Source organism: Marivirga sericea, from assembly GCF_900177665.1.
In the GTDB taxonomy this organism is placed as follows: Bacteria; Bacteroidota; Bacteroidia; order Cytophagales; family Cyclobacteriaceae; genus Marivirga; species Marivirga sericea.
Genome location: NZ_FXAW01000004.1, coordinates 1 through 21,293 on the forward strand (window position 1 = coordinate 1; position 21,293 = coordinate 21,293).

Below are 21,293 nucleotides of genomic sequence, written 5' to 3' on the forward strand. Positions count from 1 at the left end.
GTCCATACTCCGCCTCCATCTTCTCCTGTTAGCTGACCAAATAAATCGAAATTGTTAACCGTATTACAAACCGTAGCGTTTGCTGGAGTTCCGGCATCGGGCCCTTCTTCAACAACAATGCCTGTTAAAGTAAAAGTACAATTATCAGCATCTGTTACAGTGACATCATATGACCCAGCTGACAAACCTGTCTGGTCCTCTTGATCAGGCAAAGCTCCCGACCATGAGTATGAATAAGGTGCATCCCCTCCTACGGTATTGATATCAATTTCACCTGAACCAAGATTATCGCAATCGTCAATTACATTATTAACAAAAAGAGATAATTCATTAGTTTGATCAATTACGATACCAGCACCACCTATAGCTGGACATCCATCTGCTGAATTACCTGCTATATAAGTCCCATCTGGAATATTTCCATAAGTTAATGTTTGCGTTCCCGGATTGTAGCTTTTAGTCACTGATCCGAAGGGTGAACTTACTGCTACAGGACCATTAACATCAAATAAAATATAGTTTTGATGTTCAGTAGCACCTCCGTCTGTGAATGTTATGGTAATCACACCCCCACTTGCAAAATCACAGGTGTTAACAGTTGTAGCTCCTATCGTTGGGCATTGCGCATTTGATTGAAAGCTCCCCAAAAACAAAAAGGAACTTAAAAATATCAATAGTAAATATTTTCTCATACTCATTCTTTTTCAACTTTGATACCTTCCATTCCACCCAAAGTGACAGTGCACTCATTATTTATAGCTTGAATTAGGTACACCTTATTTTTACTAAGTCCCGCAAATGTTGCAGTACCCTTAGATTTAGTTATGTCTAATTGGGAAACAAATTCTCCTCCGGCACTTGCAGTATATAACTTTAGTACAAAGTCAATGCTAGACTCCGAATTTAATCTCACTTCAATGTCAAAAATATCTTCATTTACCTCAATGATTTCATATGAGAGCTGATCATTACACTCCACTAAACCCTGAGCAATGGAATAATTGATTAAAAATATCTGAAGACAGAATAATAACCCAATTGCATATACTTTCATCTTTTTCACCTTATTTAAAATCAAAAATACAAAATTGCTTTTTTTATAAATCGCAAATCTAATCCCTTTTAGTACATATTACATAAATTCGCTTAAAGAAAAACATAAATACTTGAATTTACATACATACGGAACAAATTTATCCCATGGATTCTTTAGCAATTCAAATATAAGCGATTCAATATTCTAAACAATAAAAAACAAGTAAAACTTTAAGTACTACAGTTTAAAATTCTACTAATCAATGTTTTATATCGATAATTAGAATTTTTACAAATACGGATAATCCTCAGTTCTACATAGGATAAAAGTATCGATTTTGTATCTTTGCAGAAATTAGAAGAATTTTAAATCAAAATTTATAATATGGCCTTTGATATAGACATGATAAAATCTGTTTACGCTGGAATGGATAAAAAAATCGCTGCAGCAAGACAGGTAGTCAACAAACCCTTAACCTTATCTGAAAAAATCCTATACTCTCATTTATGGGATGGTAAGGCAGAAAATGCCTTTACTAGAGGTAAATCTTATGTTGATTTTGCTCCAGATCGTGTTGCTATGCAAGACGCAACCGCACAAATGGCACTTTTGCAGTTTATGCAAGCAGGAAAAGATCAAGCAGCTGTTCCTTCCACCGTACATTGCGATCACCTTATTTTGGCTAAAGAGGGAGCTAAAGAGGATTTAAGAAGTTCTTTAACGGCATCAGGTGAAGTATTTAACTTTTTGGAATCAGTTTCAAATAAGTACGGTATAGGTTTCTGGAAACCAGGAGCTGGTATTATACACCAAGTGGTTTTAGAAAATTATGCTTTCCCAGGCGGAATGATGATTGGTACGGATTCTCACACTGTAAATGCAGGTGGTTTAGGAATGGTAGCAATAGGTGTTGGTGGTGCTGATGCAGTAGATGTTATGGCAGGAATGCCTTGGGAATTAAAATTCCCAAAATTAATTGGCGTAAAATTAACCGGTAAGATGAACGGTTGGACTTCTGCCAAAGATGTTATTCTAAAAGTAGCTGGTATTTTAACCGTAAAAGGTGGAACTGGCGCTATTGTTGAATATTTCGGTCCTGGTGCACAATCTCTATCAGCAACTGGTAAAGGGACTATATGTAATATGGGTGCTGAAATTGGTGCGACTACTTCTACATTTGGATATGATGATGCTATGGAGCGTTATTTGAGATCTACAGATAGAAATGACGTAGCCGATGCAGCTAATGAAGTAAGACCGCATTTAACTGGTGATGATGAAGTATATGCTAATCCTGAGCAGTATTTCGATCAAGTAATTGAGATTGATTTATCCACTTTGGAACCACATGTAAATGGCCCTTTCACTCCAGACAGAGCTACTCCAATTTCACAGTTGAAGGCAGAAGCTGAGAAAAATGGATGGCCAACCAAAGTAGAATGGGGACTTATAGGGTCTTGTACCAACTCTTCATACGAAGATTTATCAAGAGCATCCTCAATCGCCCAACAAGCGGTTGACAAGGGCTTGAAAACGAAATCAGAATTTGGTATTAACCCAGGCTCCGAACAAGTAAGATTTACAGCTGACAGAGATGGCTTGTTAAAAATATTTGAAGATTTAGATGCTACTATCTTTACCAATGCTTGTGGACCTTGTATTGGTCAATGGTCAAGAACAGGGGCTGACAAAGGGGAGAAGAACACTATTGTTCACTCTTTTAATAGAAACTTTTCGAAAAGAGCGGATGGAAACCCAAATACGCATGCTTTTGTAACGTCACCTGAAATGGTGGCAGCAATTGCAATAAGTGGAGATTTAGGTTTTAACCCATTAACTGATACATTAACAAACGAGAAAGGCGAACAAGTCAAACTAGACCCTCCATTTGGCGCTGAATTACCAGAGGAAGGATTCGCAGTAGAAGATAATGGGTACCAAGCCCCTGCTGAAGATGGTAGAAGCGTTGAGGTGAAAGTTGCTCCTGATTCTAAAAGATTGCAATTATTGGAAGGTTTTGATGCTTGGGATGGTCAAAATATTAACGGTGCCAAATTATTGATCAAAGCTTTGGGCAAATGTACAACTGACCATATCTCTATGGCAGGGCCATGGCTACGATTTAGAGGTCATTTGGACAACATTTCAGATAACTGTTTGATTGGTGCGGTAAATGCATTTAATGAAGAAACCAATAAAGTGAAAAGTCAGATCACTGGAGAATATGGTGCAGTACCCGCCACTCAGAGAGAATATAAAGCAAAAGGAATTCCAACTATAGTAGTGGGTGATCATAATTACGGTGAAGGTTCTTCAAGAGAGCATGCGGCCATGGAGCCAAGACATTTAGGTGTTAAAGCTGTATTGGTAAAATCATTTGCTAGAATTCATGAAACCAATTTGAAAAAGCAAGGAATGTTGGGCCTCACGTTTGCTAATGAAGCTGATTACGATAAAATTCAAGAAGATGACACTTTCAACTTCACTGACTTAAATGAATTTGCTCCGGAGAAGCCTATCACAATAGAAGTGGTTCATGCTGACGGCAGCAAAGATATCATTAAGGCAAATCACACTTACAATGATGCACAAATTGCATGGTTCAAAGCAGGTTCTGCATTAAATAAAATTAAACAGGAAGCTGCAAAAGCTTAGTCAATTGTTTCAATAAAAATATTAAGGGTTATTCATTGAATAGCCCTTTTTTATGCCTCATTATTTATACTGAATCCATATTTAGAGCAAATCCAATTTCAGATTAACATTTCAGTCAACTTTATTGTCTATTTATATGTATAATGCACAAAATAGAAAAATGACATTATTATGAAGGATTTAATTACACCAAATAGATCGTTAGCAGTAGAAACGGAAAAAAAACTGAATCAACAGATTGAAATGGAAGGGAAGTCATCTGCTTACTATTTAAGTATGGCGTCATGGTGCGAAACTAAAGGCTATGTAAATTCTGCCAAATTTTTATATGACCATTCGGATGAAGAAAGAGGTCATATGCTGAAACTATTTAGCTACATCAATGAAGCTGGAGGACATGCCAAACAACCTGCTATTAGCGAAATTAGACATGAATTCAACAGTTTGAGAGAAGTATTTGAATTAATTTTAGAACACGAAATCAAAGTAACGAAATCGATTCATGAATTGGTAGATCATTGTTTCAGCACTAAAGATTTTACCACTTTCAACTTCTTACAGTGGTTCGTAACCGAACAAAGAGAGGAAGAAACCATCTCCAGAAGGGCTTTAGAAATATTCGATATCATTGGTGAAGAAGGTATGGGCTTATGGCATATCGATATTGAATTAGGAAAACTTCACGGCATTGAAGGTACAGAAGAATAGATTACAATTTTAATCTTAGATAAAAGCAAAAACCCTCATAGTTCACTGAATTATGAGGGTTTTTAGTTAACTGTTCATCCAACTGCGCATATCTTCCATTAGATTTCCAAAACCCACATCATTATGGATTTCATGTTTTGATTTTGGATAGCTCTTGAAAGTAAATAAGTTGCTGTCCTTTGCAAAACCTGCTGTTGCATCGTGAGATATGACTTTATCCATCTGTCCGTGCGCTAAGAAGATGGTATGCTTGAATTTATGGGTATTATGAATCAGATACTCCCCTCCTTTTGTGATGGAGGTAAATAATTTAGCTGAAACTTTATCGTGGATTAAGGGATCATTTTCATATTTCTCGACTTCCTCTTTTATGCTGGAAATATCCTCTGTTTTTAGTCCTGATGGCTGAATTAAACTTGGAATAATATCGGCTACCCAAATCCCTAAATTCACTTTCCATTTTGGTGGTTCAAAAGCCAATTTGATCCAAGGGGAAGTCGCTATACCCGCTGTGATTTCATTTGATTGATCTTTAGCCAAATAATTCAAGATTATATTTCCTCCCATGCTGTGGCCATAGAGATATAATTCTGCATTCAAATAATCAACCCTTACATATCGAATGAAATACTCTATATCGGTCAAAAGCTGCTCCATACTAGGGGCATGTCCTTTTTTACCTTCAGAATTCCCATGACCTCTTAAAGTTAAGGCAATGACAGAAATTCCATTTTCATTAAAATATTCGGCAACTTTTTGAAATCTTCCAGCATGTTCTCCAAGGCCATGGACAATCAATATTATCTTTTCAGGATTTTCAGATTGAATGTATTTTTGGACTTCTAATGATAAATTATCGGAAGTTTTGAAATGTGCGATTTTCTTATCCATTATGGAATATAAATTAATTCAATACTATGTAAATAAATGCTGCGAAGGCAGCACCAGTTAAAGGACCAATAATTGGTATCCAGCTATAGGCCCAATCACTCCCTCCTTTTCCTATAATGGGTAAAATTTGATGCATAATTCTTGGACCCAGATCTCGAGCTGGGTTGATGGCATAACCTGTAGTTCCCCCTAGAGCCAATCCTATTACCCAAACCAAAATGGCAACAGGTAAAGCACCCAAATCGCCCAATCCAATTGGAGTATCATTTGCATCCATTAACTGCGGTGGAGTTGAAAAAAGAATAACAATGATGAGCACAAAAGTTCCGATAAACTCAGAAATAAAATTGGTTTTCACATCCCGAATGGCGGGGGCTGTTGCAAAAGGCGCAAATAACAAGCCTTTATCATCTGTAGCTTCAAAATGCTTTTGATAAATCAACCACGCACAAAAAGCACCAAAAGCTGCACCTAAAATCTGCGCTGGGATATAAATCCACAAGAGATTCCAAGCGAAATCACCTGTTATTGCTAGGGCCAAGCTAACTGCTGGATTAATATGAGCTCCACTATGAGGACCTGCTACTACCACGCCTATGAAAACTCCAAATGCCCAAGCTGTAGTAATCACCATCCAACCCGAACCGGCTCCTTTAGTTTTGGGTAAAACCACATTGGCTACTACTCCTGAACCCATCAATATCAACAAAAAAGTCCCTAAAAATTCTGCTATAAAATAGTTCATCTGCTTTTATGATTCTAACCAATCCTGACTGCGGTCTACCGCCTTATGCCAAAAATGCAATAATTTTTTAACTTCTTCTTTATCCATTTCAGGATTATAGGATTGCTCTGCCTCCCAGAGTGATTGTAAAGCATCCATATCTTTCCAGTAACCAACCGCCAATCCAGCTAAAAAGGCTGCTCCTACTGCAGTAGTTTCCGTAATTTTTGGACGTGTAATCGTGCAATCCACCAAGTCAGATTGAAATTGCATCAAGAAATTATTTTCAGAAGCTCCTCCATCCACTCGCATTTCCTGTGTTTTATGCCCTGCATCTTTTTCCATGGCTGCCAAAACATCATTTACTTGATAGGCAATGGCTTCCAAAGCTGCACGAGCCATGTGTGCTTTTGTTGTGCCTCGGGTGATACCAAAAAATGTACCTCGTGCATCTTGATTCCAGTGCGGAGCTCCCAAGCCTGTTAAAGCCGGTACAAAATAAACTCCTTCATTATCCTTTATTGATGTAGCTAGGGCTTCTGATTCGCTTGCTTTTCGAAACAACTCAAGGCCGTCACGTAACCACTGAATAGCCGCTCCACCAATAAAAACACTGCCTTCCAACGCATATTGAACCTTATCTCCAATTTGCCAGGCTACGGTAGTCAATAATTTATTTTTGGATTTTACAGGCTCTTCTCCAGTGTTCATTACCAAAAAACAGCCCGTTCCATAAGTAGTTTTAGCCATCCCCTTTTCAGAGCATAATTGACCAAATAATGCTGCTTGTTGATCTCCTGCAATGCCCGCTATAGGGATTTTATGTGAAAATAAATCACCTGCAGTTGTACAATAAACCTCACTGCTTGATTTTACTTCAGGCAACATAGACTTTGGGATTTTAAATAAATCCAACAATTCTTTATCCCATGTCTTCTCATGAATATTAAAAATCATGGTACGGCTTGCATTGGTAATATCAGTATAATGGTGCTTACCACTTGTCAGTTTATAAACCAACCAACTATCCACTGTTCCGAAACACAATTCTCCATTTTCAGCTTTAGTCCTAGCTCCTTCTACATTATCCAAAATCCATTTGATTTTAGTAGCAGAAAAGTAAGCATCTATAATTAAACCTGTCTTATCATTTATTTTCTCAGATAAGCCCCTCTTTTTTAATTCATTGCAATAAGATGCTGTCCTTCTGTCCTGCCACACAATGGCCTTATGAATAGGTTTACCCGTCTGCCTATCCCATACAATGGTGGTTTCCCTTTGGTTAGTAATGCCGATTCCTGCAATCTGATTAGGCGTAATATTGGCTTTGGTGATGGCTTCAGTGGCCACTGATGCTTGGGATGTCCAAATTTCAGTTGCATCGTGCTCCACCCAGCCTGACTGCGGAAAAAACTGCTCGAATTCCTTTTGAGCAACCGACACAATTTCTGCCTTTTCATTGAATAAAATTGCTCGTGAACTGGTAGTTCCTTGGTCTAGGGACAATATATATTGAGGTTTTTCCATAGTATTAATTGTAGTTTATAAAAATGAAACTTCTACTCTTAATTCAAATAGAGATATCTTTAGTTATTCTCTTTGAGTAGATATTTTACCTTTTTTAAAATCATTGAATATCCAGTTTTGCTTTCTTTTTGCTTGAACAAAAAGAATCAAAAATTCAAGAAAGTTAATGCTTCCAGCATCAATGCCCTCGCTGGCTTGTCTGCACAAGCAGGCCCGCTAAACTTTCCTCCCTCCCGCTTTTCCGAGTTCCTCGGAAGTGGTCGCGTTATTTCTTTTGCTACTGAGTAGCGATACATCTATTTTCTACTTTCAAATAAAGTTCTAAAGCACAGGGCTCACCAATCTATGACAGGAAAAGCTTCGTAAGCTTTCTCAAATTATACTCTTAATAATTGTCAAATAAACCCTTTTAAGATTCAATAAGATACCGAATTGCCAATTTATTAAAATCTTTCAATTGCTTATCTATCCAAGCCTCATCTTTTCCTAATTCTTTAGCCATAATTTCCGCTACTTTCGGAGCCATTTCCATACTTGCCTGAGCATCTAAGAAAAGTACCCTAATTCTTCTTGCTAAAATATCTTCCACTTTCATCGCCATTTCATTTCTACAAGCCAAAATCACTTCTGCTTGAGTAAAAGGGTATTTTGGATGTAAAAGCTCAGTCCAATCTGAATTTTCATTCTGAATCGCTTTAATAGATTTACGATCTGCACCGTAAACACCCAAATAATCTGTAGATTTCTCTTCAGAAAATGCATGAATCTTTATATCTGCTGACGTACTTCTAAGTAGTTTTTCTCCGGTCAGTTTAGTAAAATACTCTACAGTATCCTCTCCCATTTTACGAAAAGTTGTCCATTTACCTCCGGTTAGAGTAACGAGGTTACTATCCGAAATAATTACCTTATGACTCCTTGAAATTTCTTTTGTTTTTTCACTATCATCTGTAGGGGCAGCTAGTGGTCTCAAGCCTGCATAAACAGATAAGATATCACTTCTCTGAGGCTTCTTTGTTAAATAATCTTGTGCCGTTTTTAATACAAAGTCTATTTCTTTTTGTAAAGCAGCTGGCTCTAGCTTTGGTTTTTTCCGCATAGTATCGGTAGTTCCTACTACCAATTTATCGTGCCAAGGCACGGCAAACAAAACTCTCCCATCACTGGTTTCAGGTATCATGAGCGCATCTTCGCCAGATAAAAATGAACGATCCAAAACCAAATGAATCCCCTGACTTGGTCGTATCATTTTCTTGGCTTCAGGATTGTCCAATTGTAAAATTTTGTCTGCAAAAACTCCGGTTGCATTTACTACCATTTTTGCTTTTATATCATAGCTGTTTTTTGAAAACTGATCTTTTACCGACAGCCCTATGATTTTACCATCATTTGCTTTGAGCAATTGATTTACTTTAAAGTAATTTAAAACAGCAGCACCTTTTTCATCACAAGTCTGCGCCACGTTTAAAGCCAGTCGGGCATCATCAAACTGACCATCATGATAAATTACCCCGCCTTTCAAACCTTCTTGTTTAATGGTAGGCAAGCGGTCAATAGTTTTTGCTTTAGAAATGAAAGTAGATTTTCCCAAGCTTAATTTACCAGCCATCCAATCATACATTTTCAAGCCAACAGTATATTTCAATCTTTCGAATAACGTATAAATTGGGATTATAAAAGACTGATTATGAGCTAAATGAGGAGCATTCTTAAGCAGTCGACCGCGCTCTTTCAAAGCCTCTAAAACTAAAAAAATATCACCTTGGGCCAAATACCGAACACCTCCGTGTACTAGTTTTGTACTTCTACTGCTAGTACCTTTAGCGAAGTCAGATTTTTCAAATAAGGCAACACTCAAACCCCTCGAAACAGCATCCAAAGCAACGCCAAGACCAGAAGACCCACCTCCTATCACTACTATATCCCAAATCTTATCAGTATTTGCAATTTGCTTTATGTTGTCTTTTCTATTCATTTTGTTTCGCTTTGTTCAAATATACTACAAAAAGAAACATTACAAAAGCAATAACAAGAAATATTATTACTTTCGCTTTCTTTTTACTTGCTATTAGTTTCTTTTTATTACAATTTGTTATATTTTTGAATAAATGACTATTGCAGAAAGACATAAATTCATTCTAGACAAGCTTCAGCAAGATGGTTTTGTTAGCGTCACTGAGCTAAGCAATACCCTTAACATCACTAAAGTAACTATTAGAAAAGATTTAAAACTTCTTGAAGATAAGGGACTTCTTTATCGCTCGCACGGCAGCGCTACATTGGTTTCTCCTTATGTAAATGAAAAGCCAGTTGATGAAAAACAACTAGTAAACGTAGAGGAAAAACAAGCTATAGCTAAAGCTGCAGTAGCATCCCTCAGGATGAATGAAGCAATCATAATCGGGTCAGGAACTACTGTCGGGGCTTTTGCCCAAGCAATCCCAAGAAATTCGAATCTCACTGTTTTAACTTCTGCCATGAACGTCACTATGGCCTTACTCGACTGTAAGGATATAGAAATTGTGCAGCTTGGTGGAGTGGTAAGAAAGGGAAGTTCTTCTGTAGTTGGTCATTATGCTGAAGAAATGATGGAAAGCTTTGCCTGCAGTAAATTGTACTTAAGCGTGGATGGTATAAGTATAGAACACGGCTTTACCACTTCCAATATGATGGAAGCACATTTGAATGCCAAAATGATTAAATCTGTTCAAAAAACCATTGTTTTAGCAGATGCTAGCAAGTTCGGAAAAAAAGGTTTTGGTAAAATTTGTGATTTGGAGGATGTTGACCAAATTATCACCAACAAAAGTGCTTCAAAACAATTCATAAATACCTTAGAAGCCAAAGGAATCGAGGTGATCCTAGTGTAAAATCAACTAGGGAGCACTCTTAAGATATTTAATGTAAATATGCATCCATAGTTATTAATAATCCTATATTTGCATAGCAACGTAAAAATTCAAAATACCTTTGAGAAGAATCTTTATCATACTATTTCTATTCATTCTAATTTTGGCGAGTGGATATGGAATCTATTACTATTGGGACAAACAAAAAAGCTTAGATGCATGGTCTTTAGTTCCCGAAAACACATTCTTAGTTTACGAAAACAAGAACCTTGTTAGTGCTTGGAATAATATTCAAGACAATTCCATTTGGAAAGACCTTCAAAATATTGACTACTTCGCCTCTCTCAAAGAGAATTTTGAAGCATTAGATAGCTTGTCAGGAAGTAGTGGGATGCTTGATGATGTTTTTAGAAATAATCATCTTTTAGTTGGAATGTCAGTGATTGCCAATGATGATTTTGATTTTGTATTCTATCAGACATTAAAAAACACTGAACAAATCGAAATTATTAAAAAGATAGAATCAAAATTTGACGAATTTGAAAAATCTGAAAGGATTTATAATAAGAATACGATTTACGAACTGAAAAGCAAAAGAAATGGCAAGACATTTAGCTATGTGCTATTAAGAGGTAATTTCGTAGGGAGTTTTTCTCCTGTATTAGTGGAGGATGTCATCAGAAACTTAGAAAAAGACGAGACCAATTTTAAAGAAAGTATTGAAGAGGTATTTAAAATTGCCAATTTTCAAGATGATTTGGGAAATCTCTATGTGAATTTTAATAGACTGGATAAGATCGTAAAAATCTTCACCAAATCGAATCAATCAACGCTCTTCAATATACTTGCTCAATTTTCTGAAGGTGCATTTCTTGATCTCTTTCTGGACGATGATGATTTATATCTAAATGGTTTTACATTTCCTCATGACTCGATCAGTTATTTAAACACCTACAGCAACCAAAAAGGAGGAGATGTTACTTTAGAGAATTACTTCCCATCCAAAACGGCGGTTGTTCTTCACGAGCGATTTGATGACGCTAAAACCTTTCAAGATAAAAAATTCAACTTTTGGAATAAACTTGATAACGAATTTGGACAAAAGAGGAATCTGATTGCTGAACAATATGATACTGATTTCCGGGAATTTCATCAATTCATGTCAGGTGAGAATGCTCAAGCAATATTGAATAGCAACCAAGATTTAGAGGAAAATAAAAAACTTATTTTCATCAAAATGAATGATAAAAATGAGGGATTAAATAAATTCAATAAATTATCAGAAGAGGCTGCACTATTTACTAAGGATACTTTGTATTACGAATTTTATGCAGATAATGAGATCAGGGAACTGGTTATAGAAGAATTCCCCTATTATTTACTAGGTAAAGATTTTAAAGGTTTTACTCATACTTTCTTCACTTCTATTGATGATGTAATGATAATCAGTAATGATATCCAATCTTTAAAAGAGCTAATTCTGGATATGGAAACGGAAAACACCTGGGGAAAATCAATCAAAGAGAATCAATTTATAGAATCTACACTTCAAGAGTCCAACTTGAATGTATTTATTAATCTACCTCAAGCTTGGTCATTATTGCTCAGTAACCTGAATGATAAATGGACTGATAACTTCAAACAAAATGAATTTCCAGTAAAGAATTTTGACATGCTTGCGATTCAATTTAGTCATGAAAATGACCGCTACTATAGTAATGTAGAAATTTTACATTTGGACAATAAAGTCAATAACGAAATGAAATATTTCGATGAAGTGATGCAGGTCCAAATAGAAGCCCCTATTATTAGCAAACCTTATGTAGTTAAAAATCATACTACTAGCTTATTTGAAACACTAGTGCAGGATTCAGCATTCAACCTTCATTTAATATCTAACAATGGTGACGTCATCTGGACAGAACCATTAGATGCTCCAATTATAGGAGAAGTATTCCAAATAGATTACTATCAAAATAACAAATTACAATACGCTTTTGCCACTACCGAGAAAGTATACCTATTAGATAGAAATGGGATCGCACTAGAATATTTCCCGAAAACATTTGGCGATCAAAATATTGAGAATCAATATTTTAATGTGATTGATTACGATAAGAGTAAAACGTACCGCCTCTTGATAGCAAAAGAAAATGGTGATATTTTCTTAACCAGCAAGTATGGTGATGAATTAGGAGATTGGAAACCTCTTAAAATGAATGAGAAAATTGCTGCTAGGCCGGAACACATCAGGATAAGAAGTAAAGATTTTATGGTCGTTCTTCAGGAGAATGGAATGGTAAAAGTCATGAGCAGAAATGGTGAAATGAAGCCCAACTTCCCCCTTAATATAAATGACAGACTATCTGATAATTTATTTTTCGAAATTGGTAATAATTTCGAGAGTAGTTATTTAGTGACTATAACGAATGGTGGTGCTCTGGTAAAAACTAGTTTCACTGGTGAAATAAAAGAAAAAGAACAACTGTATATGCCGAATAAGGAGACTATTTTCAAAATAGTGAAAAATGCTTCTGAACGAAGTTACATTTTAGCTAGGCAGGACTTGAACAGAGTAAGTTTATTGAAACCATCAGGCGAAATGATGTTCGAGAAGGATTATATTAATCAGGATGAAATGGAAATCCAGTATTACGAACTGGCTCCAAATAAAGAAATAATTGCAGTAACCGATAAAAAACAAGCTTTCACTTACCTTTATACTACCGATGGACAATTAATAAACCAGCAACCCATAGAGAGCATGGACGAGATTGCCATGATTTACTACAACAAAGACAATGTTGTTCATGTCTATAAATGCCATAAAAACACCTTCAGTATTCTAAAATTTAATATTTAAAAATGAGATATTTTTTAATACTTTTTATCTTCATATCCCACAGCATTTTCAGTCAAAGTGAGGAAAACAAAGCATTACCTGCAAACAGCTTAGCTTCTCCAAAAGCCACTGTTAATACATTTCTTCAAAATTTGCAGGAAGATGAATTTCACCCCAAATTAGCCGCAAAGACACTTAACCCTCAATATACTAAAGGCAAAGATGCAGAATTGATTATAACTCAGTTAAAGCAGGTCTTAGATGGTGCGGGTGTGCTGATAGACATCGATGAGATTCCCGAAAACCCAAATTATGCAGACTCAGCTGACAAAGCAAGATATTATCTTTCCGAAATTGAGTTCCCACAAATTTACCTAGAAAAAAGTAATGACAAATGGTACTTTAGTAAAAAGACGATCGAAAAAACTGAAGAACTACACCAACAAGTCTATCCTTTTGGCACCGATAAACTAATGAATATTTTACCCAAAATGGGGACTCAGAAGATTATAGGCCTACATACTTGGCAATATATCAGTATATTAATTTTGATTATTATCTGTGTACTGATTCATAAATTATTAAGTTGGTTTTTCGATTGGTTAATTTACCAATTGCTAAGAAACAAGGGATACGGAAATATTGCGCACGATTACATCATGCCTGTAGCAAAACCCTTTAGCCTTTTAATTATTGTCGGTATTTTAATTATTCTAATTCCAGTTCTGCAATTACCGATTGCATTTAATCATTACTTTATTCTACTCCTTAGAGCATTACTTCCGCTTTTTGCCACTATGATGGTTTATAAAATTGTGGATATACTGGGAGAATACATGCTTAAAAAAGCTGCCCAAACCGAAACTACAATGGACGATCAGATTGTCCCAATACTCAAAAGAGTATTAAAAATATTTGTTGTGATTATCGGATTTTTATATATCCTAAACAATTTAAGATTTGATATAACAGCATTGCTTGCTGGAATATCCATTGGGGGTTTGGCATTTGCACTAGCAGCACAAGACACCATCAAAAACTTCTTCGGCTCTTTAATGATACTGTTTGACAAACCATTCCAAATTGGAGATTGGGTAACTGCTGGTGACATCGATGGAACAGTGGAAGAAGTAGGTTTTCGCTCAACAAGAGTTAGAACTTTTAGAAATTCGTTAATCACTGTACCGAATGGCAAATTGGCCGATATGCCAGTAGATAATCACGGGTTGCGGAAATACAGGAGATTTTATACAACTATTACCATCACCTATGACACGCCCACGCACCTAATAGAAGCTTTTACTGAAGGGTTAAAGAAAATTGTAGAAGAGCATCCTAAAACATGGAAAGAATTCTATAATATCTATTTCAATAATATGTCTGCATTCTCACTTGACATTATGTTCTATGTATTTTTAGACGTACCAACGTGGGGAGAAGAACTGAAATACAAAGAAGAACTCTTATTAAGTATAATGAAACTTGCTAAACAGTTAGGAATCAATTTTGCTTTTCCAACTCAAACGCTACATATGGAAAACTTCCCTGGGCAGCCATCGTTATCTCCAAAATACCAAGAAAAAGATCAGGTTTTGGAAAGGCTAAAAAACTTCTCATCTTCATCAAACCCGAAATAAAAGCTAATTTTGACTGAAAAATTTAAAAATAGGAACTAATGAGCAAGTCTAGTAAATACAGATTTGGGACAAAGGCAATTCATTCGGGAATTGAACCTGATCCGGCCACGGGAGCCATCATGACTCCTATCTATCAAACGTCAACATATGTCCAAAGCGCTCCAGGAGAGCATAAAGGATACGAATATAGTCGCTCTAATAATCCAACGCGTAAGGCTCTTGAGAACAGTCTTGCTGCTCTAGAAAATGCAGATTATGGACATTGCTTTGCATCAGGACTTGCTGCTATTGATGCAATTATCAAAACCTTAAAACCAGGAGACGAAGTTATCAGTACCAATGATTTATACGGAGGATCGTACAGGATCTTTACTAAAATATTCGAAGATTTCGGCATTCGATTTCATTTCGTTGATATGCTGGATGCCCCTGCCATTGAACAGCACATCAATGAAAAGACGAAACTCATCTGGGTAGAAACCCCTACTAACCCAATGATGAATATTATTGATATTGAAGCGGTTTCAAAAATTGCAAAAAAGCATTATGTTTTACTGGGAGTGGATAATACTTTCTCAACACCTTATTTGCAAAACCCATTGGATCTAGGTGCTGATTTTGTCATGCATTCTCTCACGAAGTATATAGCAGGGCATTCAGATGTTATTATGGGCGCATTAGCAACGAGCAACAAGGCATTTTCTGATAAAATTACTTTCATTCAAAATGCTAGTGGGGCGGTACCAGGTCCTCAAGATTGCTTTTTAGTCTTACGAGGAATTAAAACACTACACTTAAGAATGCAAAGGCACTGCGAAAACGGAGCTGGGGTAGCGAATTTCTTAAAATCGCATCCAAAAGTTGATAAAGTTTTCTGGCCCGGCTTTGCTTCACATCCAAATCATGACATAGCTAGCAAACAAATGCATGGTTTTGGAGGCATGATATCTTTTTCTTTAAAGGAAAATTCCCAAGAGGCCGCCACGGCAGTTCTAAAGAGATTTGAATTATTCACTTTGGCCGAGTCTCTTGGAGGAGTTGAATCATTAAGTGGGCACCCCGCAACTATGACGCATGCGAGTATTCCTAAAGAAGAGCGAATAAAAGTGGGGCTTTCCGATTCTTTAATTCGACTAAGTGTCGGGATTGAAGATATCGAGGATTTAATACAAGATTTAAAGCAGGCATTATCCTAAGATGATATGAAGCTGAAGCGCTATAGAAGTAAAAGAAAATACGAACCTATATTACCAGGGCCTCGCGAGTGGCCAGTGGTACAATTGAGTCGTAATAAAAAACAATTCCTTAAAGAAGTAGTAAAAGAAGCCTATGAGAGAATTAAAGGAAATACCAGAAATAAAACAGCTTTAATAGAAGAGCTAGAAACAACCTTATACAAAGAAAAAGCGAGAATTAGGCAAACTCCTTGGAAGGTAGATCCAGATGATGAACATCAATTCTGGGGTAAAGTAAAAGATGAGCTTCTGGAAATTTCGCAACAGAAAACCAAAGATGAAGAAAAAGCCAATAAGGTACTTCATAACATCATCGAGCGCTACGCAGAAGAAATTGCTGGAAACTTTAATACAAGCCACTACAGGTTTGCAAGAGGTCTTGTTACTTTCGGTTTCAATAGATTATTGAATGCTGCACGAATCAAAAAATTAGGTGGGTTTTGGAGCAATGAACTCACCATGAATGATAAAATCCAAATCAATGGCGAAGTTGAAAAATTGCGAACCTTAGCCAAAAAAGGAACAATAGTTATTGTACCTACTCATTCCAGTAATTTGGATTCCATTTTGATAGGTTGGGTTATTTACACATTAGGTCTCCCACCAGTTATTTATGGAGCAGGGCTAAACCTATTTAATATTAGTGTCATTTCCTATTTCATGAATAGTCTAGGTGCTTATAAGGTCGATAGGCGTAAAAAAAATATGATCTACCTCGAAACCCTTAAAGCTTATTCTGCACTGGCTTTAAAAAAAGGATGTCAAAGCTTGTTTTTTCCTGGTGGAACGCGTTCGAGGGACGGAAGGGTAGAAAAAGAACTCAAATTAGGGCTCTTAGGTACTGCCATTGAAGCTCAAAGATCTAATTATCAAGAGCATGGAAAAGATTCAGAAAAAATATTTATTGTTCCTGTCAGTTTAAATTACCACTTCGTTTTAGAAGCACCTAGCCTGATTAGGCAATATCTAGAAAAACAAGGTCAGGAACGTTATTATGTAGAAAATGATGAATTTTCTTCCTCTTACAAAATCATAACATTCTTGTTCAAGTTTTTTACTAAAGGCTCTGATATTTCGGTTTCCATTGGTGAGGCTATGGATATATTAGGTAATAAAGTTGACGAGGAAGGGCGAAGCTTTGATTCAAAAGGAAGAGAAATCCAACCGCAAGATTACTTTGTTTTTCAAGACAAGATTACAGTAAATAAGCAAAGGGAGGCAGAATACACGAGGATGTTATCCAAAAAAATTGTGGAACAGTATAGCAAAATTGCTCGCGTTTTTTCGAGTCATTTAATAGCATTTACTGCCTTTGAGATGATCCGAAAGCGGAATAAAAAACTGGACTTATTTTCTTTATTGAGATTGCCAGAAGAAGACCTTGCGATCGATTTTAATGAATTCAGAATCACTAGTCAGCGAATTAAAAATAAGATTGAAGATAGAATAAAAGAAGGTCGGATGTCGCAAGCAGAACATATGGACGATACTATCGATAACATTATTGAACATGGCTTATTGAATTTAGGAATGTATCATTCTAAAAGACCTTTAATAAAGACAAAGCAAGGAGATATAACCACAATGGATATGAATCTTTTGTATTTTTACAGAAACAGACTAGACGGATATGGGCTCGAAAAACATATTTGACAAACCAATTGGAGTTATCGGTGCAGGTAGTTTTGGGCTTTCCGTAGCTAACCTCTTAGCAGAAAACTCTGAAGTTTTGCTGTACGCAAGAAATCCCGAGGCATTAGAAAGCATAAATAAGAAAAGAGAATGGAATAGCTATCCCCTACATGAAAATGTAACAGCTATTGACGATCTACAACGATTAGCTGATACTTGCGACATTATTTTCCCCGTTGTGCCTTCTGCAAACTTCCGAGAGATGATGAGAAGTCTTTCACCTTTCCTTCATCCTTATCATATATTGATTCATGGGACTAAGGGCTTAAACCTTACGCTCCCAGAAGGGAAAACTTTAGCAGATATGCAAGTACTTGAAAGACAGCACATCAAAACCATGAGCGAGCTGATCATGGAAGAGAGTGTTGTAGTAAGAGTGGGGTGTCTTGCAGGTCCTAATCTTGCAAAGGAAATTTCGCAAGGACTACCAGCCGCCACTGTGGTAGCCAGTCCTTTTAATGAAGTAATCCAGATAGGACAACAATTACTAAGAAGTGATAGATTTCAAGTATACGGCAACCCCGACTTGATCGGGATAGAACTTTGCGGTGTCTTAAAAAACATTATTGCTATAGCTTCAGGAGCATTATCGGGCTTAGGTCTGGGTGAGAATGCACGTTCATTATTGATCAGCAGAGGGATGGTAGAAATGATCTATTTAGGAAAAGCATTAGGCGGCAATGTCCGGTCTTTCATCGGATTAGCCGGTATAGGAGATCTAATGGCTACCTCCCATTCTACCTTAAGTAGAAACTTCACCGTTGGAAGGCGATTAGCAGAGGGCGAAACGTTGGATAATATACTTGCCGATATGCATGAGGTGGCAGAAGGAGTCAATACTATTATGATTGCAAAAAAAATTGCCGAGAGTTTTAAAGTGAGAGCTCCAATTACCGAAATATTACACCGAGTTCTGTTTGAAGGGCTTACGATGGAAGAAGCAGTTCAATACCTCATGAAATATCCGCTTAATGTAGATGTAGATTTTATCTAATTCCTGCTAAAGCAAATTAAAATTCCATTCTATTTCTCATATAAAATTTTATCTTTGTGGTTCGCTAAAAAATTTGGTGACTGAAATAGATACTTGCTCGATTCATCAATATTTTGAATAAGTCAAATCAGAATTAAGTCAGTTTGCCGATTAACTTTTTAAAGCTAAAACTTAAATAAATATGGGTAAAGTAATTGCAATTGCTAATCAAAAAGGAGGAGTAGGTAAAACCACATCAGCTATTAATCTTGCAGCAAGTTTAGCTGCTTTAGAGTATAAAACGCTTATTGTTGATGCTGACCCTCAGGCAAATTCTACTTCAGGAATAGGATACAACCCTAAAGAAATAGAAAGCAGTATTTATGAATGTATGGTGGATGAGGTTGATGCTCAAGACATCATAGTGGAAACTGACCTAGATTACTTGCATATCTTACCTTCTCATATAAATTTAGTTGGAGCCGAAGTTGAAATGGTGAATATTAAAAACAGGGAAGAAAGAATGCGTGACGCACTTAAAAAAGTACGAAAAAAATATGACTTCATTATCATTGATTGCTCTCCTTCCCTAGGTTTAATAACTATTAACGCTTTAACTGCTGCTGACTCAGTGATTATTCCTGTGCAATGCGAATATTTTGCACTTGAAGGTTTGGGTAAATTATTGAATACAATTAAGATTATTCAAACACGTTTGAATAAGGATTTGGAAATTGAAGGTATTTTATTAACCATGTACGATGTGCGCTTAAATCTCTCTAATCAAGTAGTAGATGAGGTAAAACAACACTTTAGCAAAATGGTTTTTGAAACTTTGATACCTAGGAATATTAAATTAAGTGAATCCCCAAGTTTTGGATTACCTGCTATTGCTCATGATGCAGAAAGCAAAGGGGCAATTAGCTATTTAAATTTAGCAAAAGAAATAATAAACAATAACGGATTAGGAAAATAGCGGATGGCGAAGAAAACCAGAAAAGCATTAGGAAGAGGCTTAGGCGCTCTTTTAGAAGATTCAAACACAGACCAAAAATCTTCTAATAAAGAAACAAGGGATATAACAGATATATCAAGTGGGGCTTCTATTAATGAAATTCCATTAGACCAAATAGAGGTCAATCCATTTCAGCCTCGTACGGATTTTGACAAACAAGCTTTGGAAGAATTAGCCGATTCAATCAAAGTTCAAGGTATTATTCAACCTATTACTGTTCGAAAACTAAGCAAAGACAGTTACCAGCTCATTTCGGGAGAAAGAAGGACTCAAGCCTCAAAATTAGCTGGTCTAAAATCTATACCAGCTTATATTAGAATTGCGGATGATCAGCAAATGCTTGAAATGGCATTGATTGAAAATATTCAACGTGAAAATCTGAACTCTATTGAAATTGCTTTAAGCTACCAAAGACTACTAACGGAATGCGATTTAAAGCAAGAGCAATTAGGTGACCGAGTTGGCAAGAACAGGACCACCGTCAATAATTATTTAAGGCTATTGAAGCTTCCACCGGATATTCAATTAGCTATACGTGATAAAAGGATCAGCATGGGGCATGCGCGTGCCATTATCAATATTGACGATGTTGATAAGCAATTGGATGTATTCAATAGAACGCTAAAAGATGATCTATCGGTTCGAAAAGTGGAAGCATTAGTTCGAGAACTAACCAGCGGAGAATCTAGTGAGAAGGATAAACCAGCGAAAGCTGAAATGCCTTACGAAGCCAAGCAAGTGCAAAGCAAGCTATCCTCTCATTTTGGCACAAAAATTGGTATGAAGATTGACAAAAATAACAAAGGCGAAATAAAAATTCCATTTTTATCTAAAGACGATTTAAACAGAATTTTAGACATTCTTTCAGTCGAATTATAAAATGCGCATTCTAGTACTCATTTTTATACTTTCTGCAGCTTCTTCCATTGCAATTGGTCAAAAAATCCAACCAACGGACTCAACATTTCTCAAACTTGGAGATGGAAGCGAGGATATAGAAACGTTCCAAATGAAAGATAGCACACATTCCCCCAGGTTAGCTGCACTTTACTCAGCTATAGTGCCTGGTATGGGGCAGTTTTATAATCAAAAATATTGGAAAATACCGATTGTATATGCCTTAGGTGCATTAGCTGCTTCTCAAATCAAATCAAATCATCAAAATTACGTACTTTTCAGAAATGTATACTTCAATATCAGAAACGGTAACGATGAACAAATAGAAGATTATTTACAACTTTTTAATGAAGAAGCAGCTGAACGCAGATTAGAAAGTTATGAAAGAGACCGAGACTATTGGATTATTCTTGCTGGCCTGTTTTATGTGCTCAATATTGTTGATGCTACAGTAGATGCACATTTGCGAGAATTCAATATTAATGAAGATTTGAGCTTAAATATAAAGCCCAGTATTCAAAGAAGCCCATATAGTAATATGCATGCAGGCTTATCATTAAATTTTAGATTAAAATAATGAAATCGACATTAAAATTAAGCTTCAAATAAAAA

At 36.3% G+C, this 21,293-nt stretch carries 17 protein-coding genes; 11 read left to right on the top strand and 6 right to left on the bottom strand.

Annotation, left to right across the window (positions count from 1 at the left end):
* Both B9Y84_RS09890 and B9Y84_RS09895 read right to left on the bottom strand, forming a co-directional pair.
* Positions 1–692, bottom strand: a 692-nt coding sequence (locus B9Y84_RS09890) for a hypothetical protein (RefSeq protein WP_139828003.1), incomplete at its 3' end; no start/stop codon positions are given.
* A 2-nt stretch (positions 693–694) separates the two neighbouring features.
* Positions 695–1,054, bottom strand: coding sequence for a hypothetical protein (locus B9Y84_RS09895; RefSeq protein WP_085516940.1), 360 nt, complete (start codon positions 1,052–1,054; stop codon positions 695–697).
* 366 nt (positions 1,055–1,420) lie between these two features.
* On the opposite strand from B9Y84_RS09895, the gene B9Y84_RS09900 reads away from it, so the two are divergent.
* Both B9Y84_RS09900 and B9Y84_RS09905 read left to right on the top strand, forming a co-directional pair.
* Positions 1,421–3,691: an aconitate hydratase gene (locus tag B9Y84_RS09900; RefSeq protein ID WP_085516941.1), complete on the top strand. Its 2,271-nt coding sequence runs from the start codon at positions 1,421–1,423 to the stop codon at positions 3,689–3,691.
* A gap of 171 nt (positions 3,692–3,862) precedes the next feature.
* Positions 3,863–4,399 (top strand): ferritin, encoded by a 537-nt coding sequence (locus B9Y84_RS09905; RefSeq protein ID WP_085516942.1) that lies wholly within the window; start codon positions 3,863–3,865, stop codon positions 4,397–4,399.
* A 66-nt stretch (positions 4,400–4,465) separates the two neighbouring features.
* Here the strand turns inward: B9Y84_RS09905 and B9Y84_RS09910 are convergent, their stop codons facing one another.
* From B9Y84_RS09910 to B9Y84_RS09930, 4 genes are all read right to left on the bottom strand, one after another.
* Entirely contained in the window at positions 4,466–5,290 is an 825-nt protein-coding gene (locus tag B9Y84_RS09910; RefSeq protein WP_085516943.1) for an alpha/beta hydrolase, read from the bottom strand.
* A gap of 13 nt (positions 5,291–5,303) precedes the next feature.
* A complete protein-coding gene (locus B9Y84_RS09915; protein WP_085516944.1) occupies positions 5,304–6,035 on the bottom strand; it encodes an MIP/aquaporin family protein in 732 nt (243 codons plus the stop codon).
* A gap of 6 nt (positions 6,036–6,041) precedes the next feature.
* A complete protein-coding gene (gene glpK, locus B9Y84_RS09920) occupies positions 6,042–7,541 on the bottom strand; it encodes a glycerol kinase GlpK (RefSeq protein WP_085516945.1) in 1,500 nt (499 codons plus the stop codon).
* A 409-nt stretch (positions 7,542–7,950) separates the two neighbouring features.
* Positions 7,951–9,516: a glycerol-3-phosphate dehydrogenase/oxidase gene (locus B9Y84_RS09930; RefSeq protein ID WP_085516947.1), complete on the bottom strand. Its 1,566-nt coding sequence runs from the start codon at positions 9,514–9,516 to the stop codon at positions 7,951–7,953.
* A 133-nt stretch (positions 9,517–9,649) separates the two neighbouring features.
* Here B9Y84_RS09930 and B9Y84_RS09935 point away from each other — a divergent pair, with 133 nt between their 5' ends.
* From B9Y84_RS09935 to B9Y84_RS09975, 9 genes are all read left to right on the top strand, one after another.
* Positions 9,650–10,411: a DeoR/GlpR family DNA-binding transcription regulator gene (locus B9Y84_RS09935; protein ID WP_085516948.1), complete on the top strand. Its 762-nt coding sequence runs from the start codon at positions 9,650–9,652 to the stop codon at positions 10,409–10,411.
* Positions 10,412–10,511: 100 nt separating this feature from the next.
* Positions 10,512–13,253: a hypothetical protein gene (locus B9Y84_RS09940; protein WP_085516949.1), complete on the top strand. Its 2,742-nt coding sequence runs from the start codon at positions 10,512–10,514 to the stop codon at positions 13,251–13,253.
* Positions 13,254–13,255: 2 nt separating this feature from the next.
* Complete coding sequence (locus B9Y84_RS09945) at positions 13,256–14,869, top strand: mechanosensitive ion channel family protein (protein ID WP_085516950.1); 1,614 nt, start codon at positions 13,256–13,258, stop codon at positions 14,867–14,869.
* Positions 14,870–14,907: 38 nt separating this feature from the next.
* Positions 14,908–16,065: a cystathionine gamma-synthase gene (locus B9Y84_RS09950; protein ID WP_085516951.1), complete on the top strand. Its 1,158-nt coding sequence runs from the start codon at positions 14,908–14,910 to the stop codon at positions 16,063–16,065.
* A 6-nt stretch (positions 16,066–16,071) separates the two neighbouring features.
* Entirely contained in the window at positions 16,072–17,757 is a 1,686-nt protein-coding gene (locus B9Y84_RS09955; protein ID WP_085516952.1) for a 1-acyl-sn-glycerol-3-phosphate acyltransferase, read from the top strand.
* Positions 17,735–18,790, top strand: a complete 1,056-nt coding sequence (locus B9Y84_RS09960) for an NAD(P)H-dependent glycerol-3-phosphate dehydrogenase (protein ID WP_085516953.1) — start codon at positions 17,735–17,737, stop codon at positions 18,788–18,790. The genes B9Y84_RS09955 and B9Y84_RS09960 overlap by 23 nt, the downstream gene beginning before the upstream one ends.
* A gap of 181 nt (positions 18,791–18,971) precedes the next feature.
* Positions 18,972–19,745, top strand: a complete 774-nt coding sequence (locus B9Y84_RS09965) for a ParA family protein (protein WP_013455864.1) — start codon at positions 18,972–18,974, stop codon at positions 19,743–19,745.
* A gap of 3 nt (positions 19,746–19,748) precedes the next feature.
* Positions 19,749–20,663 carry a ParB/RepB/Spo0J family partition protein gene (locus B9Y84_RS09970; protein ID WP_085516954.1) on the top strand — a complete coding sequence of 305 codons (915 nt, stop codon included), beginning with the start codon at positions 19,749–19,751 and terminating at the stop codon, positions 20,661–20,663.
* Between the two features lies 1 nt (position 20,664).
* Positions 20,665–21,258, top strand: coding sequence for a DUF5683 domain-containing protein (locus B9Y84_RS09975; RefSeq protein ID WP_085516955.1), 594 nt, complete (start codon positions 20,665–20,667; stop codon positions 21,256–21,258).
* The last annotated feature ends 35 nt before the right edge of the window (positions 21,259–21,293 follow it).

Bases quoted from the DNA above. Each gene is read 5' to 3' on its own strand.
- B9Y84_RS09965 (WP_013455864.1), top strand. From the start codon at position 18,972: ATGGGTAAAGTAATTGCAATTGCTAATCAAAAAGGAGGAGTAGGTAAA.
- B9Y84_RS09970 (WP_085516954.1), top strand. From the start codon at position 19,749: ATGGCGAAGAAAACCAGAAAAGCATTAGGAAGAGGCTTAGGCGCTCTT.
- glpK (WP_085516945.1), bottom strand. From the start codon at position 7,541: ATGGAAAAACCTCAATATATATTGTCCCTAGACCAAGGAACTACCAGT.
- B9Y84_RS09930 (WP_085516947.1), bottom strand. From the start codon at position 9,516: ATGAATAGAAAAGACAACATAAAGCAAATTGCAAATACTGATAAGATT.
- B9Y84_RS09905 (WP_085516942.1), top strand. From the start codon at position 3,863: ATGAAGGATTTAATTACACCAAATAGATCGTTAGCAGTAGAAACGGAA.
- B9Y84_RS09975 (WP_085516955.1), top strand. From the start codon at position 20,665: ATGCGCATTCTAGTACTCATTTTTATACTTTCTGCAGCTTCTTCCATT.
- B9Y84_RS09910 (WP_085516943.1), bottom strand. From the start codon at position 5,290: ATGGATAAGAAAATCGCACATTTCAAAACTTCCGATAATTTATCATTA.
- B9Y84_RS09935 (WP_085516948.1), top strand. From the start codon at position 9,650: ATGACTATTGCAGAAAGACATAAATTCATTCTAGACAAGCTTCAGCAA.
- B9Y84_RS09945 (WP_085516950.1), top strand. From the start codon at position 13,256: ATGAGATATTTTTTAATACTTTTTATCTTCATATCCCACAGCATTTTC.
- B9Y84_RS09960 (WP_085516953.1), top strand. From the start codon at position 17,735: ATGGGCTCGAAAAACATATTTGACAAACCAATTGGAGTTATCGGTGCA.
- B9Y84_RS09955 (WP_085516952.1), top strand. From the start codon at position 16,072: ATGAAGCTGAAGCGCTATAGAAGTAAAAGAAAATACGAACCTATATTA.
- B9Y84_RS09915 (WP_085516944.1), bottom strand. From the start codon at position 6,035: ATGAACTATTTTATAGCAGAATTTTTAGGGACTTTTTTGTTGATATTG.
- B9Y84_RS09900 (WP_085516941.1), top strand. From the start codon at position 1,421: ATGGCCTTTGATATAGACATGATAAAATCTGTTTACGCTGGAATGGAT.
- B9Y84_RS09895 (WP_085516940.1), bottom strand. From the start codon at position 1,054: ATGAAAGTATATGCAATTGGGTTATTATTCTGTCTTCAGATATTTTTA.
- B9Y84_RS09950 (WP_085516951.1), top strand. From the start codon at position 14,908: ATGAGCAAGTCTAGTAAATACAGATTTGGGACAAAGGCAATTCATTCG.